At 34.5% G+C, this 18647-nt stretch carries 16 protein-coding genes and 1 other annotated feature; of the genes, 2 read left to right on the top strand and 14 right to left on the bottom strand.

What is annotated here, in order from left to right:
* Window positions 1-128 precede the first annotated feature (128 nt).
* The 5 genes from pepF to MKX67_RS08325 form a co-directional block, all read right to left on the bottom strand.
* On the bottom strand, window positions 129-1952 hold the full coding sequence (gene pepF, locus MKX67_RS08345; protein WP_342489123.1) for an oligoendopeptidase F: 1824 nt from the start codon (window positions 1950-1952) through the stop codon (window positions 129-131).
* A 115-nt stretch (window positions 1953-2067) separates the two neighbouring features.
* Entirely contained in the window at window positions 2068-3213 is a 1146-nt protein-coding gene (locus MKX67_RS08340) for a competence protein CoiA family protein (protein ID WP_342489122.1), read from the bottom strand.
* A gap of 101 nt (window positions 3214-3314) precedes the next feature.
* The gene (gene mecA, locus MKX67_RS08335) at window positions 3315-3965 is read right to left on the bottom strand and encodes an adaptor protein MecA (RefSeq protein ID WP_095369794.1); all 651 of its coding nucleotides are present in this window, start codon (window positions 3963-3965) and stop codon (window positions 3315-3317) included.
* Between the two features lie 664 nt (window positions 3966-4629).
* Entirely contained in the window at window positions 4630-5025 is a 396-nt protein-coding gene (spxA, locus tag MKX67_RS08330; protein ID WP_095369795.1) for a transcriptional regulator SpxA, read from the bottom strand.
* A gap of 557 nt (window positions 5026-5582) precedes the next feature.
* Complete coding sequence (locus tag MKX67_RS08325; protein ID WP_095369796.1) at window positions 5583-6158, bottom strand: GNAT family N-acetyltransferase; 576 nt, start codon at window positions 6156-6158, stop codon at window positions 5583-5585.
* Window positions 6159-6399: 241 nt separating this feature from the next.
* On the opposite strand from MKX67_RS08325, the gene MKX67_RS08320 reads away from it, so the two are divergent.
* Complete coding sequence (locus MKX67_RS08320) at window positions 6400-6585, top strand: hypothetical protein (RefSeq protein WP_095369797.1); 186 nt, start codon at window positions 6400-6402, stop codon at window positions 6583-6585.
* An 86-nt stretch (window positions 6586-6671) separates the two neighbouring features.
* Here the strand turns inward: MKX67_RS08320 and MKX67_RS08315 are convergent, their stop codons facing one another.
* The 6 genes from MKX67_RS08315 to MKX67_RS08290 all read right to left on the bottom strand — a co-directional run bounded on the left by MKX67_RS08315 (window position 6672) and on the right by MKX67_RS08290 (window position 13839).
* The gene (locus MKX67_RS08315) at window positions 6672-7865 is read right to left on the bottom strand and encodes a putative glycoside hydrolase (protein ID WP_342489121.1); all 1194 of its coding nucleotides are present in this window, start codon (window positions 7863-7865) and stop codon (window positions 6672-6674) included.
* Between the two features lie 302 nt (window positions 7866-8167).
* Window positions 8168-9103 (bottom strand): ATP-binding cassette domain-containing protein, encoded by a 936-nt coding sequence (locus MKX67_RS08310; protein ID WP_095369799.1) that lies wholly within the window; start codon window positions 9101-9103, stop codon window positions 8168-8170.
* 3 nt (window positions 9104-9106) lie between these two features.
* Window positions 9107-10174, bottom strand: coding sequence for an ABC transporter ATP-binding protein (locus MKX67_RS08305; protein WP_095369800.1), 1068 nt, complete (start codon window positions 10172-10174; stop codon window positions 9107-9109).
* An 11-nt stretch (window positions 10175-10185) separates the two neighbouring features.
* A complete protein-coding gene (locus MKX67_RS08300) occupies window positions 10186-11100 on the bottom strand; it encodes an ABC transporter permease (protein ID WP_095369801.1) in 915 nt (304 codons plus the stop codon).
* A gap of 6 nt (window positions 11101-11106) precedes the next feature.
* Window positions 11107-12039 (bottom strand): ABC transporter permease, encoded by a 933-nt coding sequence (locus MKX67_RS08295; RefSeq protein ID WP_095369802.1) that lies wholly within the window; start codon window positions 12037-12039, stop codon window positions 11107-11109.
* A gap of 165 nt (window positions 12040-12204) precedes the next feature.
* Window positions 12205-13839 carry a peptide ABC transporter substrate-binding protein gene (locus tag MKX67_RS08290; protein WP_095369803.1) on the bottom strand — a complete coding sequence of 545 codons (1635 nt, stop codon included), beginning with the start codon at window positions 13837-13839 and terminating at the stop codon, window positions 12205-12207.
* A 514-nt stretch (window positions 13840-14353) separates the two neighbouring features.
* Window positions 14354-14552: a binding site (T-box leader), on the top strand.
* A gap of 61 nt (window positions 14553-14613) precedes the next feature.
* Between MKX67_RS08290 and trpS the strand changes: the two genes are divergently transcribed.
* Window positions 14614-15606 carry a tryptophan--tRNA ligase gene (gene trpS / locus MKX67_RS08285; RefSeq protein ID WP_342489120.1) on the top strand — a complete coding sequence of 331 codons (993 nt, stop codon included), beginning with the start codon at window positions 14614-14616 and terminating at the stop codon, window positions 15604-15606.
* 41 nt (window positions 15607-15647) lie between these two features.
* On the opposite strand, the gene MKX67_RS08280 is transcribed toward trpS, so the two are convergent.
* From MKX67_RS08280 to opp4B, 3 genes are all read right to left on the bottom strand, one after another.
* Window positions 15648-16394, bottom strand: coding sequence for a YjbA family protein (locus MKX67_RS08280; protein WP_095369805.1), 747 nt, complete (start codon window positions 16392-16394; stop codon window positions 15648-15650).
* Window positions 16395-16749: 355 nt separating this feature from the next.
* A complete protein-coding gene (gene opp4C / locus MKX67_RS08275; RefSeq protein ID WP_233435270.1) occupies window positions 16750-17658 on the bottom strand; it encodes an oligopeptide ABC transporter permease in 909 nt (302 codons plus the stop codon).
* A gap of 12 nt (window positions 17659-17670) precedes the next feature.
* On the bottom strand, window positions 17671-18636 hold the full coding sequence (opp4B, locus tag MKX67_RS08270; protein WP_095369807.1) for an oligopeptide ABC transporter permease: 966 nt from the start codon (window positions 18634-18636) through the stop codon (window positions 17671-17673).
* Window positions 18637-18647: the final 11 nt, after the last annotated feature.

The raw sequence follows: 18647 nt of genomic DNA, 5'->3' as shown, positions 1-18647 counted from the left end.
TCAAATTCTCTACTACTCATAGTGAACTGCCATTATTATTAGAAAACATCTTGTCTTTCTTCATTACTTTTTGTTTACTTTAAAGTTAGCAGCCTAAATCATTTGATAAAGGCTGCTAGATAAAAATATTAAATCGTTTCTAACAATTGTTCCATCTCATTTAACTTTTCTTCAAACACTTTACATGCTGCCTTAATCGGTTCTGAACTTGTCATATCCACACCCGCTTTTTTAAGCACTTCTATCGGGTAATCAGAACTACCTGCTTTAAGGAAACCAATAAAGCGATCAACTGCCGGTTTTCCTTCTGTTAAAATTTGCTCACTTAAAGCCGTTGCAGCACTATAACCGGTAGCATATTGGTATACATAATAATCGTAATAGAAGTGAGGGATTCTTGACCATTCTAATCCAATTTCCTCATCAATAATGATATCCTCACCACCAAAGTATTTCTTGTTCAGTTCATAATACTTTTCAGTAAGTGCATCTGCTGTTAAAGCTTCATTATTTTGAGCCATTTGGTGAATCTCATGCTCAAATTCTGCAAACATCGTTTGACGGAATACTGTTCCTCTAAACCCTTCTAAGAAATGATTGAGTAAGAATAAACGTTTTTTATCATCATCAATCGTTTTTAATAAATGATCATTTAATAACGCCTCATTACAAGTTGATGCTACTTCAGCCACAAAAATGGAATAATCACCATAAGCATATGGTTGCGACTTACGTGTGTAATAACTATGAACAGAATGACCAAATTCATGTGTTAATGTGAAGAGGTTATTGATATTATCTTGCCAATTAAGGAGGATATAAGGATTCGTACCATAAGCACCAGAAGAATAGGCACCACTTCTCTTCCCTTTATTCTCCCAAACATCCACCCAGCGATTCTGTAGACCCTCTTCCAAAATACTGCAATATTCCTCACCTAAAGGAGCTAAGCCTTCAATCATTAGCTTTTTGGCTTCATCATAAGTAATCGCCATTTTTACATCCTTTACTAAAGGTGTGTAGAGATCATACATGTGCAATTCATCTAATTGCAAAACTTTTTTCCTTAGTTTCACATATCGATGAAGCAAATGAAGATGATCATTAATCGTGCTTACTAATTGATCATAAACAGATTCTGGTATATTATTCGCTGATAAAGCGGCATGTCGAGCTGATTGATAGTTTCGTACCTTTGCATTGAAATTATTTCTTTTCACATTTCCACTTAACGTACTAGCGAATGTATTACGAAACTGTCCATAGGTTGTATACATCGCACGAAAAGCATCTCGACGTACACGCTGATCATCACTCTCTAGGAAGTTGATAAATCGACCGTGTGTCACTTCAACCTCTTCTCCCTCTTCGTTTTTAATCGATGGGAATGTTAAATCAGCATTATTTAACATTCCAAAAGTATTACTTGATGCATCCATTACTTCTGATGCTTGTGCAAGTAAAGCTTCTTTTTCCGCTGTAAGTACATGAGGACGTTGAAGATTGATTTCTTCAAGTGCATGTTCATACATTTTTAATTCTTCTTTCTCGGCTATATACTGTGCTAATTGATTTTCATCAATGGCAAGAATTTCTGGCACTATGAAAGCAAGTTCACTAGCAACCACTGAATACAGCCCTTTGATTTTATCATCTAAACTTTGATACGTTGCATTTGTTGTATCTTGATCATATCTCATTCTTGCATATGTAAAGAGCTTCACAATACGAGAAAGTAAGTGATCTTGATATTGTAAAACATCATAAAGAACCTTTGCACCTTCATGCAACATCCCTTTAAACTTGCCTGCTTCTTTAGATAACTCTTTTACTTCATTAAATTCTTTATTCCATTCATCGTCACTTGAAAAAATATCTTCAAGACGCCAAGTTTCTTCAACTGGTACCTCTTTTCTTGTTGGTAGTTTCTTAACTGTAGAATCGTTAGCCATATTGTTTTCCTCCTACATTCATTATGTTAAAAATTACTATCTGTTACTATCTTACATCAAATGAAAGTAATTGTTCAGTATTATGTTTCACCAATTGATTTAAAATACTTCAATATCAACTTAATGCCATTTTCATAATTATTTCCCCTTCTGCCTTACTTATTTTCTTATTTTTCATCTCAGAAGACCTGATTTGAAATTTGGTACAGTCGATTTTCTCAATTATTTTTATAGTGTATAAAAGATGTAAATAAGCATCGATTACTTCTTTAAGATCTATGGGTACCTCTACACGTATACGAATATCTTTTCTCTCCAAGCGGCATTGCATGGAATCATATGCATCTTCTATAGAAAATAACTCTTCATGGCGTAATATATCTATAAAAATATATGTTTGCCACTGAATTGGCGAAGTACTCAGCTTAGCACTCCCCCTTACAGGAAGACCACAAAAATCTGGTAGATTTCCCATATGAAGCCCGCAACGGTAGATTTCATCTTTAAATCGTTTAGAAAATGAGCTATATTTAAAGCTTCCATACCTTTTTATATTCTCCCTTTCTTGCAACCAAGAAGAAAAGCCCATTCTCATTCTATTAATTCTTAGATTCAATAATTCGTACAAATTATTCGAGCGAAGTGGCTTTAGATCTAGATGGGCAAAAGACTTTTTCGTAGAAATTGGTAGGAGATGAGAGAGTATATACAAATTTTCTGTATCAACGTTTAAAATAGGGATAATAAATTTTTTAGCGGAAGTTTGCTGAAGAAAAGAGTAATGAAAAGCGGTTAAAGAAAATAAATGATTTCCTATAGTATGGAGCTGTTGGTGGGATAATATCCACAGTGGTTTTATTCCTGACTTTATATAGCCATTTGTACGCTTATAAACTATTTTTGTAGGAATTATTGAACATTGAAACTCAATGGCATAAACAAGTCCGTTATGTTCAAAGCTGAGATCCGCCCTTTGATGGATGTTAGCGAAATATTTTTCAACCTCAACATTTTTATAGTATTTTCTTAATATATCGTATAACAATAATTTACCTTTTAAGTGGACTTCTGACTCTTTTTCATATGATTCAAAGCATTGACTATGCGGTTTATGAGCAAAGTGAGACTTTTTAAAGATGCCATTCTTTAAAATGACAACATCCTTACACTCTGGACAGTAAAAAGACTTTTCCTTATATTTACCGTATTGAACATCTTGGGCATTAATAAGTTTGCCATCATTCGTTATTGCCTTTAACATGTAGGTTCACATCCTTTCTATACATTCTATCTTCTCCCCTATCATTCTTTATTCCTGCATAAAAAGAAAAGACCGACTTCTTAAAGAAATCGGCTTTTTTATTAAAAGTATTTTTTTAGTTCAATTAAAGCATTTTCAGCGATAATTACCTTTCCATATTCAGAAATCACGTGAATGGTTGTATCTGTTTCATGCCCATATTCAAGTAGTATACTTAGAATATTATCAATTTCATCCTCTTCGAATTGTTCCTCGGGAAATTCGACGATTAAATAATAGTTATTCTTGTATGAACGCAGTTGCGTATGAACATTTCCTAGTTCCACTCTCTTGGATAATGAAATGATATCCTCAAAGTCTCTAAAGGCAATAACGAAATCTAATTTTTCTTCCGCTTCCTCTTCTTCATTTTCCTGTAATTGATCAAGCATTGCTTCTACTCTTTCATCTACAGCAAAATCCTTCATTTTTTCATCAGAAACAGGGAGCTCTAACTTTTGTCCGTCTTTAGATAACTGCGCCTTCGTTACTAAGATTTCTAATCCTTTATCGAGTGCTTGAACTTGAATCCACAATGGACCTTCCATCACAAAATCTTCTTCTGTGTGAACCTCATCCATCATATCCCAAAAAAGTTCTTCACTTCTCTCTCGGTTGTACCATATTTCATCACGATCAAAGCCTCTTTCCTCAATATCAATATATGAGATATAAAACTTCACCGTGTTTTCATTAATTCTCTCGATTTCCACTTAGCAACTCTCCCTTCTTGCTTTTTGTGAAGGGATTATAACCCCTAATTTGTACTACTTTACTACCATTTACCCTATTTCAAGAAAATTATTCTTTTAGTGATCATTCTAGCAAGAATAATGAGAAAATAATGTGTAACAACAGATATACCTATTATGTTTTACCTTTTGTTATATTTTATGATAAATATGCTGTAAAGGGAATGCCCAAAAATACAATTGGCAAAAAACGAATGAATGCCTATATTCGTTAATACAATATATATTTATTGTGTTTGTATTTTATCAAAAAAACCTGTCCCCTACAAGAAACAAGCTTAGGCTGATGAAAAGCTTTTTTTCGCTATTGATTTGTGATAAAACACTGTAATGGCCTTTGGAAATAATCGAGTATGAATAACAGTAAAATGATTAGTACGAATATCATGGGGCAGAAATGTGGTTCTTCTATTATGTATCAGAAATATCTAGTGTATAGACTAAAGAATTTGGTTCGGCTATCTTTACTGTATCTCTGGAGATGGATGCGCAATGCTTTTTTCTAAACTTATCCAAAAATTATTTGAAAGAAACTAAAAAACGAACAAATCATATAAAAGGATTTGTTCGTTTTCATTTAAGCATACTTAGGATTAAATGTGAAGTTAAGTGAGTACGATTGGTTTTAGTTAACCAACTTTTGAGCCTCACGTAGATGATACGTACGAACCTTCCTAGGAAGGAAGCGTCGAATTTCATCTTCATTATAACCTACTTGTAATCTTTTCTCATCTAAGATAATCGGTCTTCTTAATAATCCAGGATTATCTCTTATCAATTCAAATAAATCCTGTAAAGGCATCGTTTCAAGATTAACATCCAATTTTTGGAATGTTTTAGAACGTGTTGAAATAATCTCATCTGTTCCATCTTCTGTCATACGAAGGATTTCTTTAATTTCATCAATTGCTAAAGGTTCTGAGAAAATATTTCTTTCTTTGTATGCAATATCGTTTGCCTCTAACCATGCTTTTGCTTTTCTACATGATGTACAACTTGGTGAAGTGTATAATGTGACCATTTTACAATTTCACACTCCTTAGAAATTTAAAGTATATTTTATTCGCCGTAATTGTTTAATTATGCTATTCTTACTGATTGTTACACTTGTTTCCGTTTTCAATGAACAGGCTTACTTTCTCATTGAGAATAATCCACTAGGCTGTAACTATTGTTGTAATTTATAATTAATTTAAATAAGCTGTTCCACTTCATTATACACCATCTGTGGAACAGATGATATATATTTTTCTATTCTTCATACACTTAAATGCCAATTAAACAATTAACTTCTGCCTTAGTGAATCTATAATATAAGACGTTTTCATTTAAAAAAGGTTTCATGAAATATTGATTTTTTTATTTGTTCACAAACTGTTCAATTATAGAATAATGAAATCTGTTACTATTTAACCTATATAACTATGATAGACATTTACCCCTTTTTTTTAAGAATAAACATTTACTTTCTCAATAATCGACTTTAAATGAAAAAAAACTTTATAAGAAAATGATGTTGAGCCATTCTTTACCTAAAAAGAAATCCCGAACATTGAGGTTGTTCGGGATTTCTATGGATTAAATATCTTTCAAAAGATCATTATTATTGTCATTCTCAGAAAAAGTAAGGACTTCATCTACTGGTTGATATGATGCTCCATAGAATTGAGTGTCCTTGTAAGTATGAATCAATTCATATGTTTTAATCATTGCATCGAAAATCATTTCTTCCGTTTCATTATTAGGTGCCCAGAATAAAATTTCCATTGCATTCACTTCATTTGTTGCAAGAGATCGACGACGGTAACCTATAGATTGAGCGTGCTCAAAGCCTTCTCTTTTATAAAATTTCAAGCGTTTCTCCGTATCAGTATCTTCATAATCAACAGGTTCAACTTCTAAGATAATCGGTTTGCCTTTTTCCTTTAATTGATCAATTAATTTATGTCCTAAACCTTGTCCTCTTGAATCTTTGGACACAAACAGGTAGTCGATAAAGACAAAAGTTTCAAGTTCAACATACATTAACACATGCATTGGACCCTCATCTTTATGATAAATATCAGGTCGCTCTTTCAAAAGTGTTTCCATATGCTCTTTTGACTTCATCTCTTCTACAGGAAAATACTGATTCAATTTTTCATACCAATGCATGGACCAAACCCCTTTATTATTTAAATATTTCCAGTCGTGATAAACTTCCAGCTTTCTCTTCTTGTATAAGAAAATCGTATAAATAAGTCATCATTCACGTATAAATAAACTAAGTTGTAACGCTCTATCAAAGTATTTGTGATTTTCATTCTTTTCATTCTTTAATAAATGCTTTATTATTAGAAATAGAACATCATCAGAATAACTTGAATTTTCCGAAAAGAAAATTGGAGGTTTATCAATGATTGGTTACTTTTCAGACTTGATTATCGTTTCATTGCTCATACTCAGTTTAACTTCCCTTTTAGGTGTACTAATAAACAGCTTGGGAATAAAATTATTTGGCGGCAAGAAAAAATCCGAATTCGTAGACCAATCTGCATTTATGCAAACCGGATGGAAAAACGTGGGCGGAAAGAAGAAATAATCCTCATCCTATATACTATGATAACGCATACACAATAAGTGTCAAATAATAAGCAGCTGATAAACATACTATCAGCTGCTTATTTTTTAATTTAATGGGGTATAATCAACATTTTCTGTATAATGATTGCCGGCATTCCACAATAAGAATTCGTCAATTCCTTCCTCATTCAAAGCCCTAATTTGATCCTCTATTTCTTGCTTACCATAAGGCTTGTAATTACCGGTACCTAAATAAGATGCAGTAAAATCCTGTAGCCAAGGTCTAGAAATAGGCGGAGAAGCTAGTTCCTCCCGTTTGGCATTCTCTATCTTTGCGTACTCTTTAATAAGCTTGTAAGGTTCTAAATCTGGTTTTTGAATCCCAAAGTATGGCCCCCAGTGGCTCGGATAGATCATTGAAGATATGACATCCACATGTTCTGAGATTTTTGAGAAGTTCTGTCCAATCCCAGGTGCCTCTGGTAAAGTAGCCGTATAACCAAAAATATCAACAGATACTTTGACACCATAAGGCTCTAACTGTTCTTTCGCAAACTTAACGAAGTCTGTAACAGCATCTACTCTCAGCTGCACATCATCTTTACCGTTCGTATACTTTCCTTTACCATACTTCAATGAATCAGCCATATGCTCAAATCCTTCAGGGAAACGAACATAATCAAATTGAATTTCCTGGAATCCCATTTTAGCTGCTTCTATAGCAATATCTACATTATATTGCCACACTTCTTCCATAAACGGATTAACAAAGGCTTCTCCTCTTCCGTTTGTCCATACTTTATTTCCTTCTTTATACGACCATTCAGGCTTTAACTTGGCTAGTGTTGAATCCTTAAAAACAACGACCCTCGCAATAGGGTAAATCTCTTTTTCTTCTAATGTCGTTAACATCTCTTTCGTATCTTTTATATAAGGTTCGACAATATCCTTATATTTACTATCATCTTCCGGCTGGTATGTAAGATTTCCCCAATCATCTTTAATATCAATAACCATCGCATTTAATTCTGTCTTATCAACAAAATTTGATAACCGTTCAAAATTTGCTCCTCCTGCCGATGGACCAGTAACATAAATACCTCTAATAGCATCTGGGTAGGTAAAGTCGTAGCCTGAATCGTATGTAAACCGTTTCATTTGTTCAGGTAATTCCATAAAAAAACCAGCATATTCTTTCTGTGCATGAAGCTGATAACTTTGTTGTTCAGCATTCGCATGGTCTAATTGTGGCACTACACTTAATAAAAGTAAGAAAAAAGCAACTTTAATCGCCCTCACTATTTTTCCCTCCTCATCCATATATTTTCTTTTTCTTATCTCCTATTCTACTAGAAGTTAAACCCAATGCAAAAGAAAATAGTAATAATGAGAAATTTTTTAATTTTTGCGATAGTAATTTCATACAAACTATTGTATACTATATTCATACATTTTAGTGATTGAAAGCACTAAACATATTCCTAATATTCATATTTTTCCTAACTGAATATTTGTTCCGAAAATAATTCTTTAGGTTGGAGGCAGGTCTTAAGCAGATTTAATCAACGAAAAAACGACCTCAATAAGAGATCGCTTTTAAGTTAACTTTTATGATCTTTTTGGTATTGTGCAAATTCTTTTTCAGAACAGAAAACAAAGTGACCAGGACGAACTTCACGCATTTCAACCTTCTCATCAGCACTATATTGATGAACAGCTGGGTCATATGCTTTTCGCTGACGTGTTCTTTCTGACTCTGGATCAGGTAATGGAATAGCAGATAATAATGATTGTGTATAAGGGTGCATAGGATTGCTATACAACTCTTCCGCTGTGGCAAGTTCAACTAGCTTACCAAAGTACATCACACCAATTCTATCACTAATATACTTAACCATTGACAAATCATGAGCAATGAATAAGTAAGTTAACCCTTTTTCACGCTGAAGTTTTTTCATTAAGTTAACAACTTGTGCCTGAATAGATACGTCAAGAGCAGAAATCGGTTCATCAGCAATAATGAATTCAGGTTCAACAGCTAGCGCTCTAGCAATACCGATACGCTGTCTTTGTCCACCAGAGAACTCATGTGGATAACGGTTAGCATGCTCTTTATTTAAGCCTACTGTTTCAAGTAACTCATAGACGCGTTCCATACGCTCTTTTTTCGACTTTGCAAGCCCATGAATATCAATACCTTCAGCAATGATATCCGCAACCGTCATACGAGGATTTAAGGATGCATAAGGGTCTTGGAAAATCATCTGCATTTTACGGTTAAATGCTTTTAGTTGATTGGTTGACTTTTTACCATGAACATTTTCACCATTAAATAAAACTTGTCCATCAGTGGCATTATACAAGCGTATAATTGTTCTACCGGTCGTTGATTTCCCACAACCTGACTCACCAACTAGACCAAGGGTTTCACCTTTGTAAATATCAAAAGTAATGCCATCAACCGCTTTAACCATATTCGATTTACCAACATTAAAATGTTGTTTTAGATTTTTTATTTCAACTAATTTCTCTGCCATAACTTAAATACCCTCCTTCACAATTACTGGTTTATCAAAATTGGAGGACATTTGACGTTGACGCAACTTCACCGCTGCAGGTGGTTCAACATGAGGTGCATCAGGGTGTAACAACCAAGTTTTCGCAAAATGTGTTTCAGAAATTTGAAACATTGGTGGTTCTTCCTCGTAATCAATGGCTAATGCATATTTGTTCCTTGCAGCAAATGCATCACCAATTGGCGGATTTGTTAAGTCTGGTGGCGTACCAGGAATGGCAGCTAATTCATCTTTTGTATCATTATCAACACTTGGCATAGAAGCAAGTAGTCCCCAAGTATAAGGGTGCTTCGGATCATAAAAGATTTCATCTACTGTGCCTATTTCAACGATTTGACCAGCATACATAACAGCTACACGATCTGCCACATTGGCAACAACGCCTAGATCATGAGTGATAAAGATAATAGATGTGTCCATTTTCGCTTGTAACTCTTTCATTAACTCTAAAATTTGAGCTTGAATAGTTACATCAAGAGCGGTTGTAGGTTCATCAGCAATCAGTAATTTAGGGTTTGTAGCCAAGGCTATAGCTATCATTGCACGCTGTCTCATACCACCTGAGAATTCATGCGGATATTGATTTACTCGTTTATCAGGCATCGGAATACCAACTAGTTCTAATAACTTTATTGCACGTTTTTTAGCATCTGCTTTAGATAATCCTTGGTGCTTAATCAAACCTTCCATGATTTGATTACCAACTTTCATTGTTGGGTTTAATGAAGTCATTGGATCCTGGAAAATCATACTTATATCTTTACCGCGTATGTTTTCCATTTCTTTTTCTGATTTAGGTACAATATCATCACCATAGAAAAGAATTTCTCCACCAGTAATTTGTCCTGGAGGCATTGGAATTAGTTTCATTAGTGTTTGTGAAGTAACACTTTTACCTGAACCTGATTCACCAACAATAGCTAATGTCTCACCTTTATGAAGGTCAAAGCTAACACCACGAACAGCTTGTACCGTCCCTCCATAAGTTTGGAATGAGACTTTTAGATCTTTTACTTCGAGAATTTTTTCCATGTTCTCACTCCTTATTTACGGCTTCTTGGGTCGAGTGCGTCACGTAGACCATCACCGACTACATTGAATGCAAAAATGGTTAAACAAATAAAGATCGCAGGGAAGAATAATCGCCATGGGTAATATCTTAACGCTGGTAAACCATCATTGGCCATTGTACCCCAACTCGCTAGAGGCGGTGTTAAACCTAATCCTAGGAATCCAAGATAAGCTTCTGTAAAGATCGCAGAAGGAATTGTTAATGTCATTGTAACTAAAATTGGACCCATTGAGTTTGGAATTAAATGTTTACCCATAATTCTTGTTGTATTTGCACCTAAAGTTTTAGAAGCAAGAACAAATTCTTGATTCTTCAAGCTAAGTACTTGCCCTCGAACAATCCGGGACATATTAATCCATCCGGTTATTGTCATAGCAATAATCATCGTACTTAAACTTTGGCCAAGCACAACCATTAACAAGATAACTAATAACAAGTAAGGAATGCCTGATAAAACATCGGCACCACGCATCATTATTTCATCGGTTCTACCACCTTTGTATCCGGCGATTCCGCCCCAGGCAACACCAATAAATAAATCGATTAACGCAGCTGCAACACCGATAAAGATCGAAATTCTAGCACCTTCCCACGTACGAGCAAACATATCTCGTCCAAGATCATCGGTACCGAACCAATGCTCAGCAGAAGGTGGCTGATTTTTATTTGTTAAATCATTTGACTTATAGTCATATTCTGTCATATATGGTCCAAAGATTGCCATGAAGATGAGAATAATAAGTAGGACTATACCAAACATAGCAAGCTTATTTTTTCGGAATCTAATGAAGACATCTTTCCAAAATGAAAGACTTGGCTTCGAAATCTTTTCGGCATCATCTAATTGTGTGCCGACAACTTTGAATTTATCATTCGCACTTTGCATGATTTATTATTCTCCTTTCTTCCCAGCTAGTTTAATCCTTGGGTCGATGATTCCATACGCAATATCCACTAGGAGAATAGCTAATAGTAAAAGAATACTATAAAACACTGTCACACCCATTATTACTGTATAATCACGATTTGTAATACTTGTTACGAAGTGGAAACCTAACCCTGGAATACCGAAAATCTTCTCGATAACAAAGCTACCTGTTAAAACACCAGCAGTTAATGGTCCTAAATAAGTAACTACCGGAAGAAGAGCATTTCTCATTGCGTGCTTAACTGTAATTACTCCACCGCTCAAGCCTTTTGCTTTAGCAGTTTTAATATAATCATTTGCTAATACCTCAATCATACTAGATCGTGTGAGTCTTGCGATATAAGCCATCGGTCCTGCTGCAAGTGCAAGAGCTGGCAAAATGGTATGCATAAATGATTCCCAACGAGCTACCGGGAATATTTGCAATTTTATTGCTAAGAAATATTGTAAAAATGTTGCCATAATGAATGATGGCACGGATATTCCTAAAACAGCAACAGCCATTGTTGAATAATCTTGCCATTTATTTTGCCTTAAAGCAGCGATTACACCAAATAAAACACCTAAGGCAACGGCAATTAGTATTGCTTGAAAGCCTAATACAAAAGATACAGGGAATCCTTCTGTGATCAAATCATTAACTGTTTGACTTTTGTATTTAAAAGATGGGCCAAAATCCCACGTTACTACATTGATTAGATAATCAAAATATTGTTGATACCATGGCTGATCTAAGCCATAATGTGCTTGTAAATTCGCTTCAATTTCTGGTGGTAGTTTCTTTTCTGAAGCAAACGGGTTTCCAGGTGCAATGCGCATAAGGAAAAATGTTGCCGTTACAATTAGCCATAATGAAATTATCATATATAACAGACGTTTTCCTATATATTTCGTCATTGTCCAACACCTCCAATTGATTTTACTGAGGTCAGTATGTCTACAACTGCAAAGCTCATAATAGATAATATAATACATTTTTACCATTAGAAGGATAATACCTATTACAAGAACGAAGGTATATAGGAAGTTTCATCCCATATACCTTACATTTAAAAGATCAAATTATTCAAAGTGAGCCCACTTAAATTGAACATCGCCTAATCCAGATACAAAAACATCATTTAGGTTATCATCTTTAACCCAGTTATTTGTATAGAAATAAATTGGTGCAACCGGCATTGCTTCCATAAAGATTGCCTCTGCATCCTTTAATAATTGTTGACGCTTTTCAGCATCTGTTTCAGTTTGTGATTGTTCAAGTAATTTTTGGAATTCAGGATCTTCCCAACCAGTGTTGTTATTTCCACCGTCAGCATCTTTGTACATTTCCAAGAAGTTCATAGCGTCATTGAAGTCACCTAACCAACCCATACGAGCAATTTGGAAGTCTCCACTATTTACACTATCAAGGAAAACATTCCACTCAGCATTATCTAGAGTTACATTAATTCCAAGATTTTCACTCCACATATCTTGAATGGCTTGAGCAATCTTTTGATGTGCTTCAGATGTGTTATAAGAAAGCTTGATTTCTGGTAATTCTGATGCATCGCTTAATCCTAATTCTTCAAGACCTTTATTTAAGAATTCTTTAGCAGTTTCAACATCATTATCAGGGAAGTACCCTTCTTCATTTTCTGGGAACATCGTAGGTGGAACGATTGCCATAGCTGGAAGTTGTTCCCCTTGTGTAATGTTATTAATAATTGAATCACGATTAATTGCGTGAGTTAAAGCTTTTCTAATATTTTCATTATCTAATGGTTCAATAGTAGTATTGAATTTGTAGTTATAAACACCGGCAATTGCTTGTGTTTCTAATCTACCATCATCTTTAAGTGCTTGCATTGCATCTGTTGGAAGAGCTCCTGTCGGAGAACCTGCCCAATCCAATTCACCATTATCAAACATAGATAATTCAGTATTTGGATCATTAATCATATACATTTCAATTTTATCTAATTTTACAGTGTCTTTATCCCAATAAGTGTCGCTCTTTTCAAGAGTGATTTGGTCACTATGAGACCATTCAGCTAAGTGGAAAGGTCCGTTTGTCGTATAATTTTCACCAGCATCTGTTGCCCAGTCTGGATTTTCTTTTGCGATTTTACTATTTACTGGTAAATAAGTATAGAAAGCTGTTAGTTCAAGAAAGTAAGGTGTTGGGTTTGCTAGTGTAACTTCTAAAGTTTTTTCATCTACAGCTTTAACGCCAACATCATCTAAGCTACCTTCTCCTGTGTTAGCAGCTTCTGCACCTTCAACATAATATAGTTGATACGCATATGTTGATTGATTAGCTGGGTCTAATGCCCATTTCCATGCATATTCGAAATCTTCTGCAGTTACAGGATCTCCATTTGACCATTGTGCATCTTCACGGATATTAAATGTGTATGTTTTTTGGTCTTCTGAGATTTCCCAATCTTCTGCCATAGCGGCTGCTGGTTTATCGTCTTGACCAATTCGAGTTAATCCTTCTAATACGTTACGAAGAACAGTACCAGAAGTAGAATCTTCAGCCAAACCTGGATTTAATGAAGGTGGTTCAGTATTAATATTTACTTTTAATTCTTGAGGTACATCACTACCTCCATCGCCACCATCTGCATTGTCATCGCCTCCGCCAGCGCAAGCTGCTAGAACCATGCTAGCTAAAAGTAGCATACTTAAAAAGATTGACCATCTTTTTTTCACGGTGAAACCCCCTATTTTTAATTCAAACGATTCTTCACAGAAATAACAGTTGTTCACATAGAGTAGATTGATGAAAAAATCAAACAATTTTTATTATAAAAAAAGAGTTGATTCCTTTATGCATACTAAGGAAAGTAAGTTTATTTTGATAGAACAAATTCCCTCTATTCAGATAATTCAGCTTGAATATTAAAATTTGTATCTATTAGACTACGATAAACTCACCTTTTCATCATTCCATCTACCTGTAACCGAACAAAATGTAATATGTTTGTAAAGATGTCGTTTGGTAGGTTTTATTATAGTTTCTTTAAAAGTTTATTTCAAGCCCGTTTTAAATAATCTAAATTATCTATATTTTTTCAAAAAAATGTCGAAACATGTATTATTATTGTCATGTAAGGGTTTTCATAAGTTTTTATTGGTATATAACAAATAAAAATTTTTTTTGCTGTTATAACGCTCACTTGATTTACTTCTACATATATTATATTATGATTACAAATAAATAATACAAATTGCTGTGAGAAAAGAGTAGTACATTTAAGATGGTTTTAAGAGAGCTTATGGTAGGTGAGAATAAGCAACCTATTAAATCGAATGGACTTTTTGAGCATGAATATATCGATTCACGTTAGACTAACGTTATCTGTCTTTAAGAGATTCACATATGTGAATAATTAGGGTGGCACCGCGGACCATTCGTCCCTAGGTTTTTTAGGGATGAGTGGTCTTTTTATATGTTCATTTCTCATAGCAAATAGGAGGATTATGATGAAAAAAACACTCTTTTCTGGTATTCAACCCAGTGGAACAATAACAATTGGTAACTATATCGGGGCATTAAGACAGTTTGTTGAGCTGCAAAATGAATATGATTGCTACTTTTGTATCGTCGATCAACATGCTATCACTGTTCCACAGGATCGCTTACAACTAAGAAACAATATCCGTAGCCTAGCAGCACTTTATGTTGCGGTAGGCTTAGATCCAAATAAGGCAACTCTATTCGTTCAATCCGAAGTACCTGCACATGCACAAGCCGCATGGATGTTACAATGTATTTCTTATATCGGTGAGTTAGAAAGAATGACGCAGTTTAAAGATAAATCTGCTGGTAAAGAAGCTGTCTCAGCAGGCTTATTAACCTACCCACCACTAATGGCTGGAGATATCCTATTATATGGTACAGATATTGTCCCGGTTGGAGAAGATCAGAAACAGCATTTAGAATTAACAAGAGACTTAGCAGAAAGATTCAACAAAAAATACAATGACATCTTTACGATTCCAGAAGTAAGCATTCCAAAAGTGGGCGCACGAATCATGTCACTTCAAGATCCAACGAAAAAAATGAGTAAATCTGACCCTAATAAAAAAGGATTTATCTCTATTTTGGATGAACCGAAACAAATTGAAAAGAAAATTAAAAGCGCAGTAACAGATTCTGATGGCATCGTTGCTTTTGACAAAGAGAATAAACCTGGCGTTTCAAATTTATTAACGATTTACTCGATATTCTCAGGCGAATCAATTGAAAATATTGTGAATAAATATGAAGGAAAAGGGTACGGTGATTTCAAAGGGGATTTAGCAACTGTAATTATTAGCCACTTAAAACCTATTCAAGATAAATATCATCATCTCATGGAATCAGCAGAATTAGATGAGATATTAGATGCAGGAGCAGAAACTGCCAATAAAGTTGCAGGTAAAATGGTTAAAAAGATGGAAAACGCTATGGGATTAGGAAGAAAAAGGAAATAAAAAAAGGGACGTTCAAATTAAATTGAGCGTCCCTTTTTGATTTAATTTACCTTTGAACCATTCTCCATTTCCCATAACTTCTCAAAAAAAGGTTGACCTTTAATGATATTCTCACAAAATCTTTCATGTTTCTTAGACCAACCTATCTTACTGTCTTCATATAAATTCATCCATGCATCATGGAAACCCATTGATTGAATACTTTTATACTCTTCAGGCATCCATTCTGTAAACCAATAGCGAATTTCCGCTTCATTTTCTGAACTATGAAGTTGATCTAGTGCCATAAACATTAATTGTTTGAGCTGCCTTTCCTTCCTTGTCAGGCCTTTCATTAATTCTGGATCTGGAGAGAGAATGTGGAAACTTTTTAGACTCGGCTTTTGTTCAAAAGTATATTCCATTTCATCGTGATTAGAAATCATTTCATATGTAAGTTGTTCTTGTCTTGGTATCAATCTACTCTTTCGAATTGGAATATGATACCCTATTGTATCAACGGCCATAATGCTTGTCCCATCAGTAATGACAAAACAATAATCCAATTGCACTCTTTCATGATTTTTTCTTAAATACGCTTTTTGATACACGTCATTCAATAGCTGTTGTGGTAATTCAGATAAATCATTTTCAATATAATGAAATAGTGCTGGTGTGATCCTTAGTAATGGTACTTGATCCAATAATTCAACTGCATCATCTTTTCGCCATTCATGAAATTGACAAACATTGTAACCATTCTCTTCCCCTTCAAACCAGTTCACCCAAACATCATGAAGATATAACATTTCCTAACCCCCACTCGCATGATTATTTGTCAATAAGTATGGGCAAACAACTCTGTTTTTATTCCTTTCTTTTACAATCTAATCCATTATTATTCTTTTTTTACCTTTGATTAGAAAGCAATTTGTACTTTATATTGAAATATACTTGCTATATACAGCGTATTTAATATGGAAGTAAATGTTATAATATTCATTTATTATTCACTAAAATAAATATTAATATAATTTAGAATAAATAGTAAATAATTAAATCCCCACTCATTACAAAGCATATAACCGTTTTCTCCCCAAAAAAAAGAATGCAATTACCTTAAAAGGTCAATTGCATTCTTTTTCAGACTTACCTGCTAGGCCTTTACCTTCTAGATTTAGGGTTAAGAGCGTCTTTTAAGCCTTCTCCGATGAAATTTATTGCTAGTATGGTGATTGTAATAGCTGCAGCGGGCGGTACCCACATCCACGTTTTATTTCTTAATACGTCAGAATCACGGGCTTCAAATAACATATTACCCCAACTAGGTATATTTGCTGGAACACCAGAACCTAAAAAGCTTAAACCTGCTTCAGCAACAATTGTTACTGCTAACATTAATGTAGCCTGGACAATAATTGTTGAGGCTATATTCGGTAATATATGTTTAATAATAATCTTTATCGGCCTCGTACCAATTGATTTTGCTGCTAAAACATACTCATTCTCTTTTTCCGAAAGAAAACGGCTTCGGACAATTCTGGCAACTCCTCCCCAGCTAAGGAAACTGATGACCAAGATCAATGTCCATACTCCTGATACTTTCCCTACTAATATCGTATTTAATACAATAACAAATATTAAAAATGGAAAATTCAAAACAAAATCTGTAATACGCATGAATATTTGATCAATCTTTCCACCATTATATCCAGCAATAGCTCCGACAATTGTACCAATAGATATAATTAGTACCATACAAGACAAGCCAATTAACAACGATGTCCTAGCTCCATAAACCATTCTGGTGAATACATCCCTACCATTTGTATCTGTGCCAAACCAGTGCTCTGCTGAAGGTTCCAGGTTCATTGACATAAAATTAATTCTAGAGATATCTTGTGTGGTGAATATTGGTCCAAAAATAGCGAGCAAGACAAACGCAGTAAATATAATTAAACTCGTCATTGCTATCTTGTTTTTGAGAAATTTATTGCGGGCAATTTTCCATGGAGATAGTTGTTTTTGGTTTGATTTTACTATTACTTGATTTGTATTTAAAGAAGCTTTCACCATAATTGCCCCCTATCCTAACCTAATCCTAGGATCAACTATACCGTAGAGTAAATCCGCAATTAAGTTACCTATTAATGTTAAAAATGAAAGCAGCATGGTAATTGTCATCAACACCGCATAATCTCTTCTATTAACAGACTCAAGGAACAATAGACCGATTCCTGGATAAGTAAAAATTGTTTCAGTAATAACCGCTCCACCTATTAATGTAGCTATATCAAACCCTAAAAATGTAATTAATGGAATCATTGAGTTTCTTAAAATATGTTTATTATAAATGGATGATTCACTCGTTCCCTTTGCTCTTGCTGTTCGGACATAATCTTTTCTACTGTTCTCAATAACATCATTTCTCAAAAATTGCGTATAAGATGCTGTTCCCATTAAACCTAGAATCAATGCAGGTAATAGCACATGATGCATTCGACTCACATAGTATTCCCATGTGCCTGGCTGTAACCCTACCTCTACTGAACCGGCAAAAGGAAACCAACCTAATTGAAAAGAGAAAAAATAAATCGCTATAATTCCAGCAACGAAAGATGGAATCGCTAAACCTACATAGTTGTATCCTGCTATAAGATTGTCTCCTAAGGTGTATGGCTTTCTACCAGCATACATCCCCATAGCAAAGGCAAAGATATATGTAATTATCAGTGCAATAATTGCGAGAAAAATCGTATTTGGCATTCGGTCAATGATTAAATCGTATACAGGCATTTTATGCGCTGTTGAGTTACCAAAATCTCCTTGAACGAAATTAGTAATCCATCTCCAGTATTGAATATGTATAGGGTCATTATAGCCCAACTTTTCTCTCATATCTTCAATATATTCGGGATTCGTATTTGATGGATCAATTTCCCCCCCAAAAGGGTCCCCTGGCATAAACTTCGCCAGGGAGAAAACCACAACAGAGGTAAGGAATAGTAACGGTATCATACCTAATATTCTTCGAAGTGAATATTGCAGCATGTTCCATTTCC

The organism is Cytobacillus sp. FSL W7-1323 (assembly GCF_038595015.1).
GTDB lineage: Bacteria > Bacillota > Bacilli > Bacillales > Cytobacillaceae > Cytobacillus > Cytobacillus kochii.
Note: the sequence above shows the minus strand (reverse complement) of the source record. Positions and strands in the feature narration are given on the sequence as shown.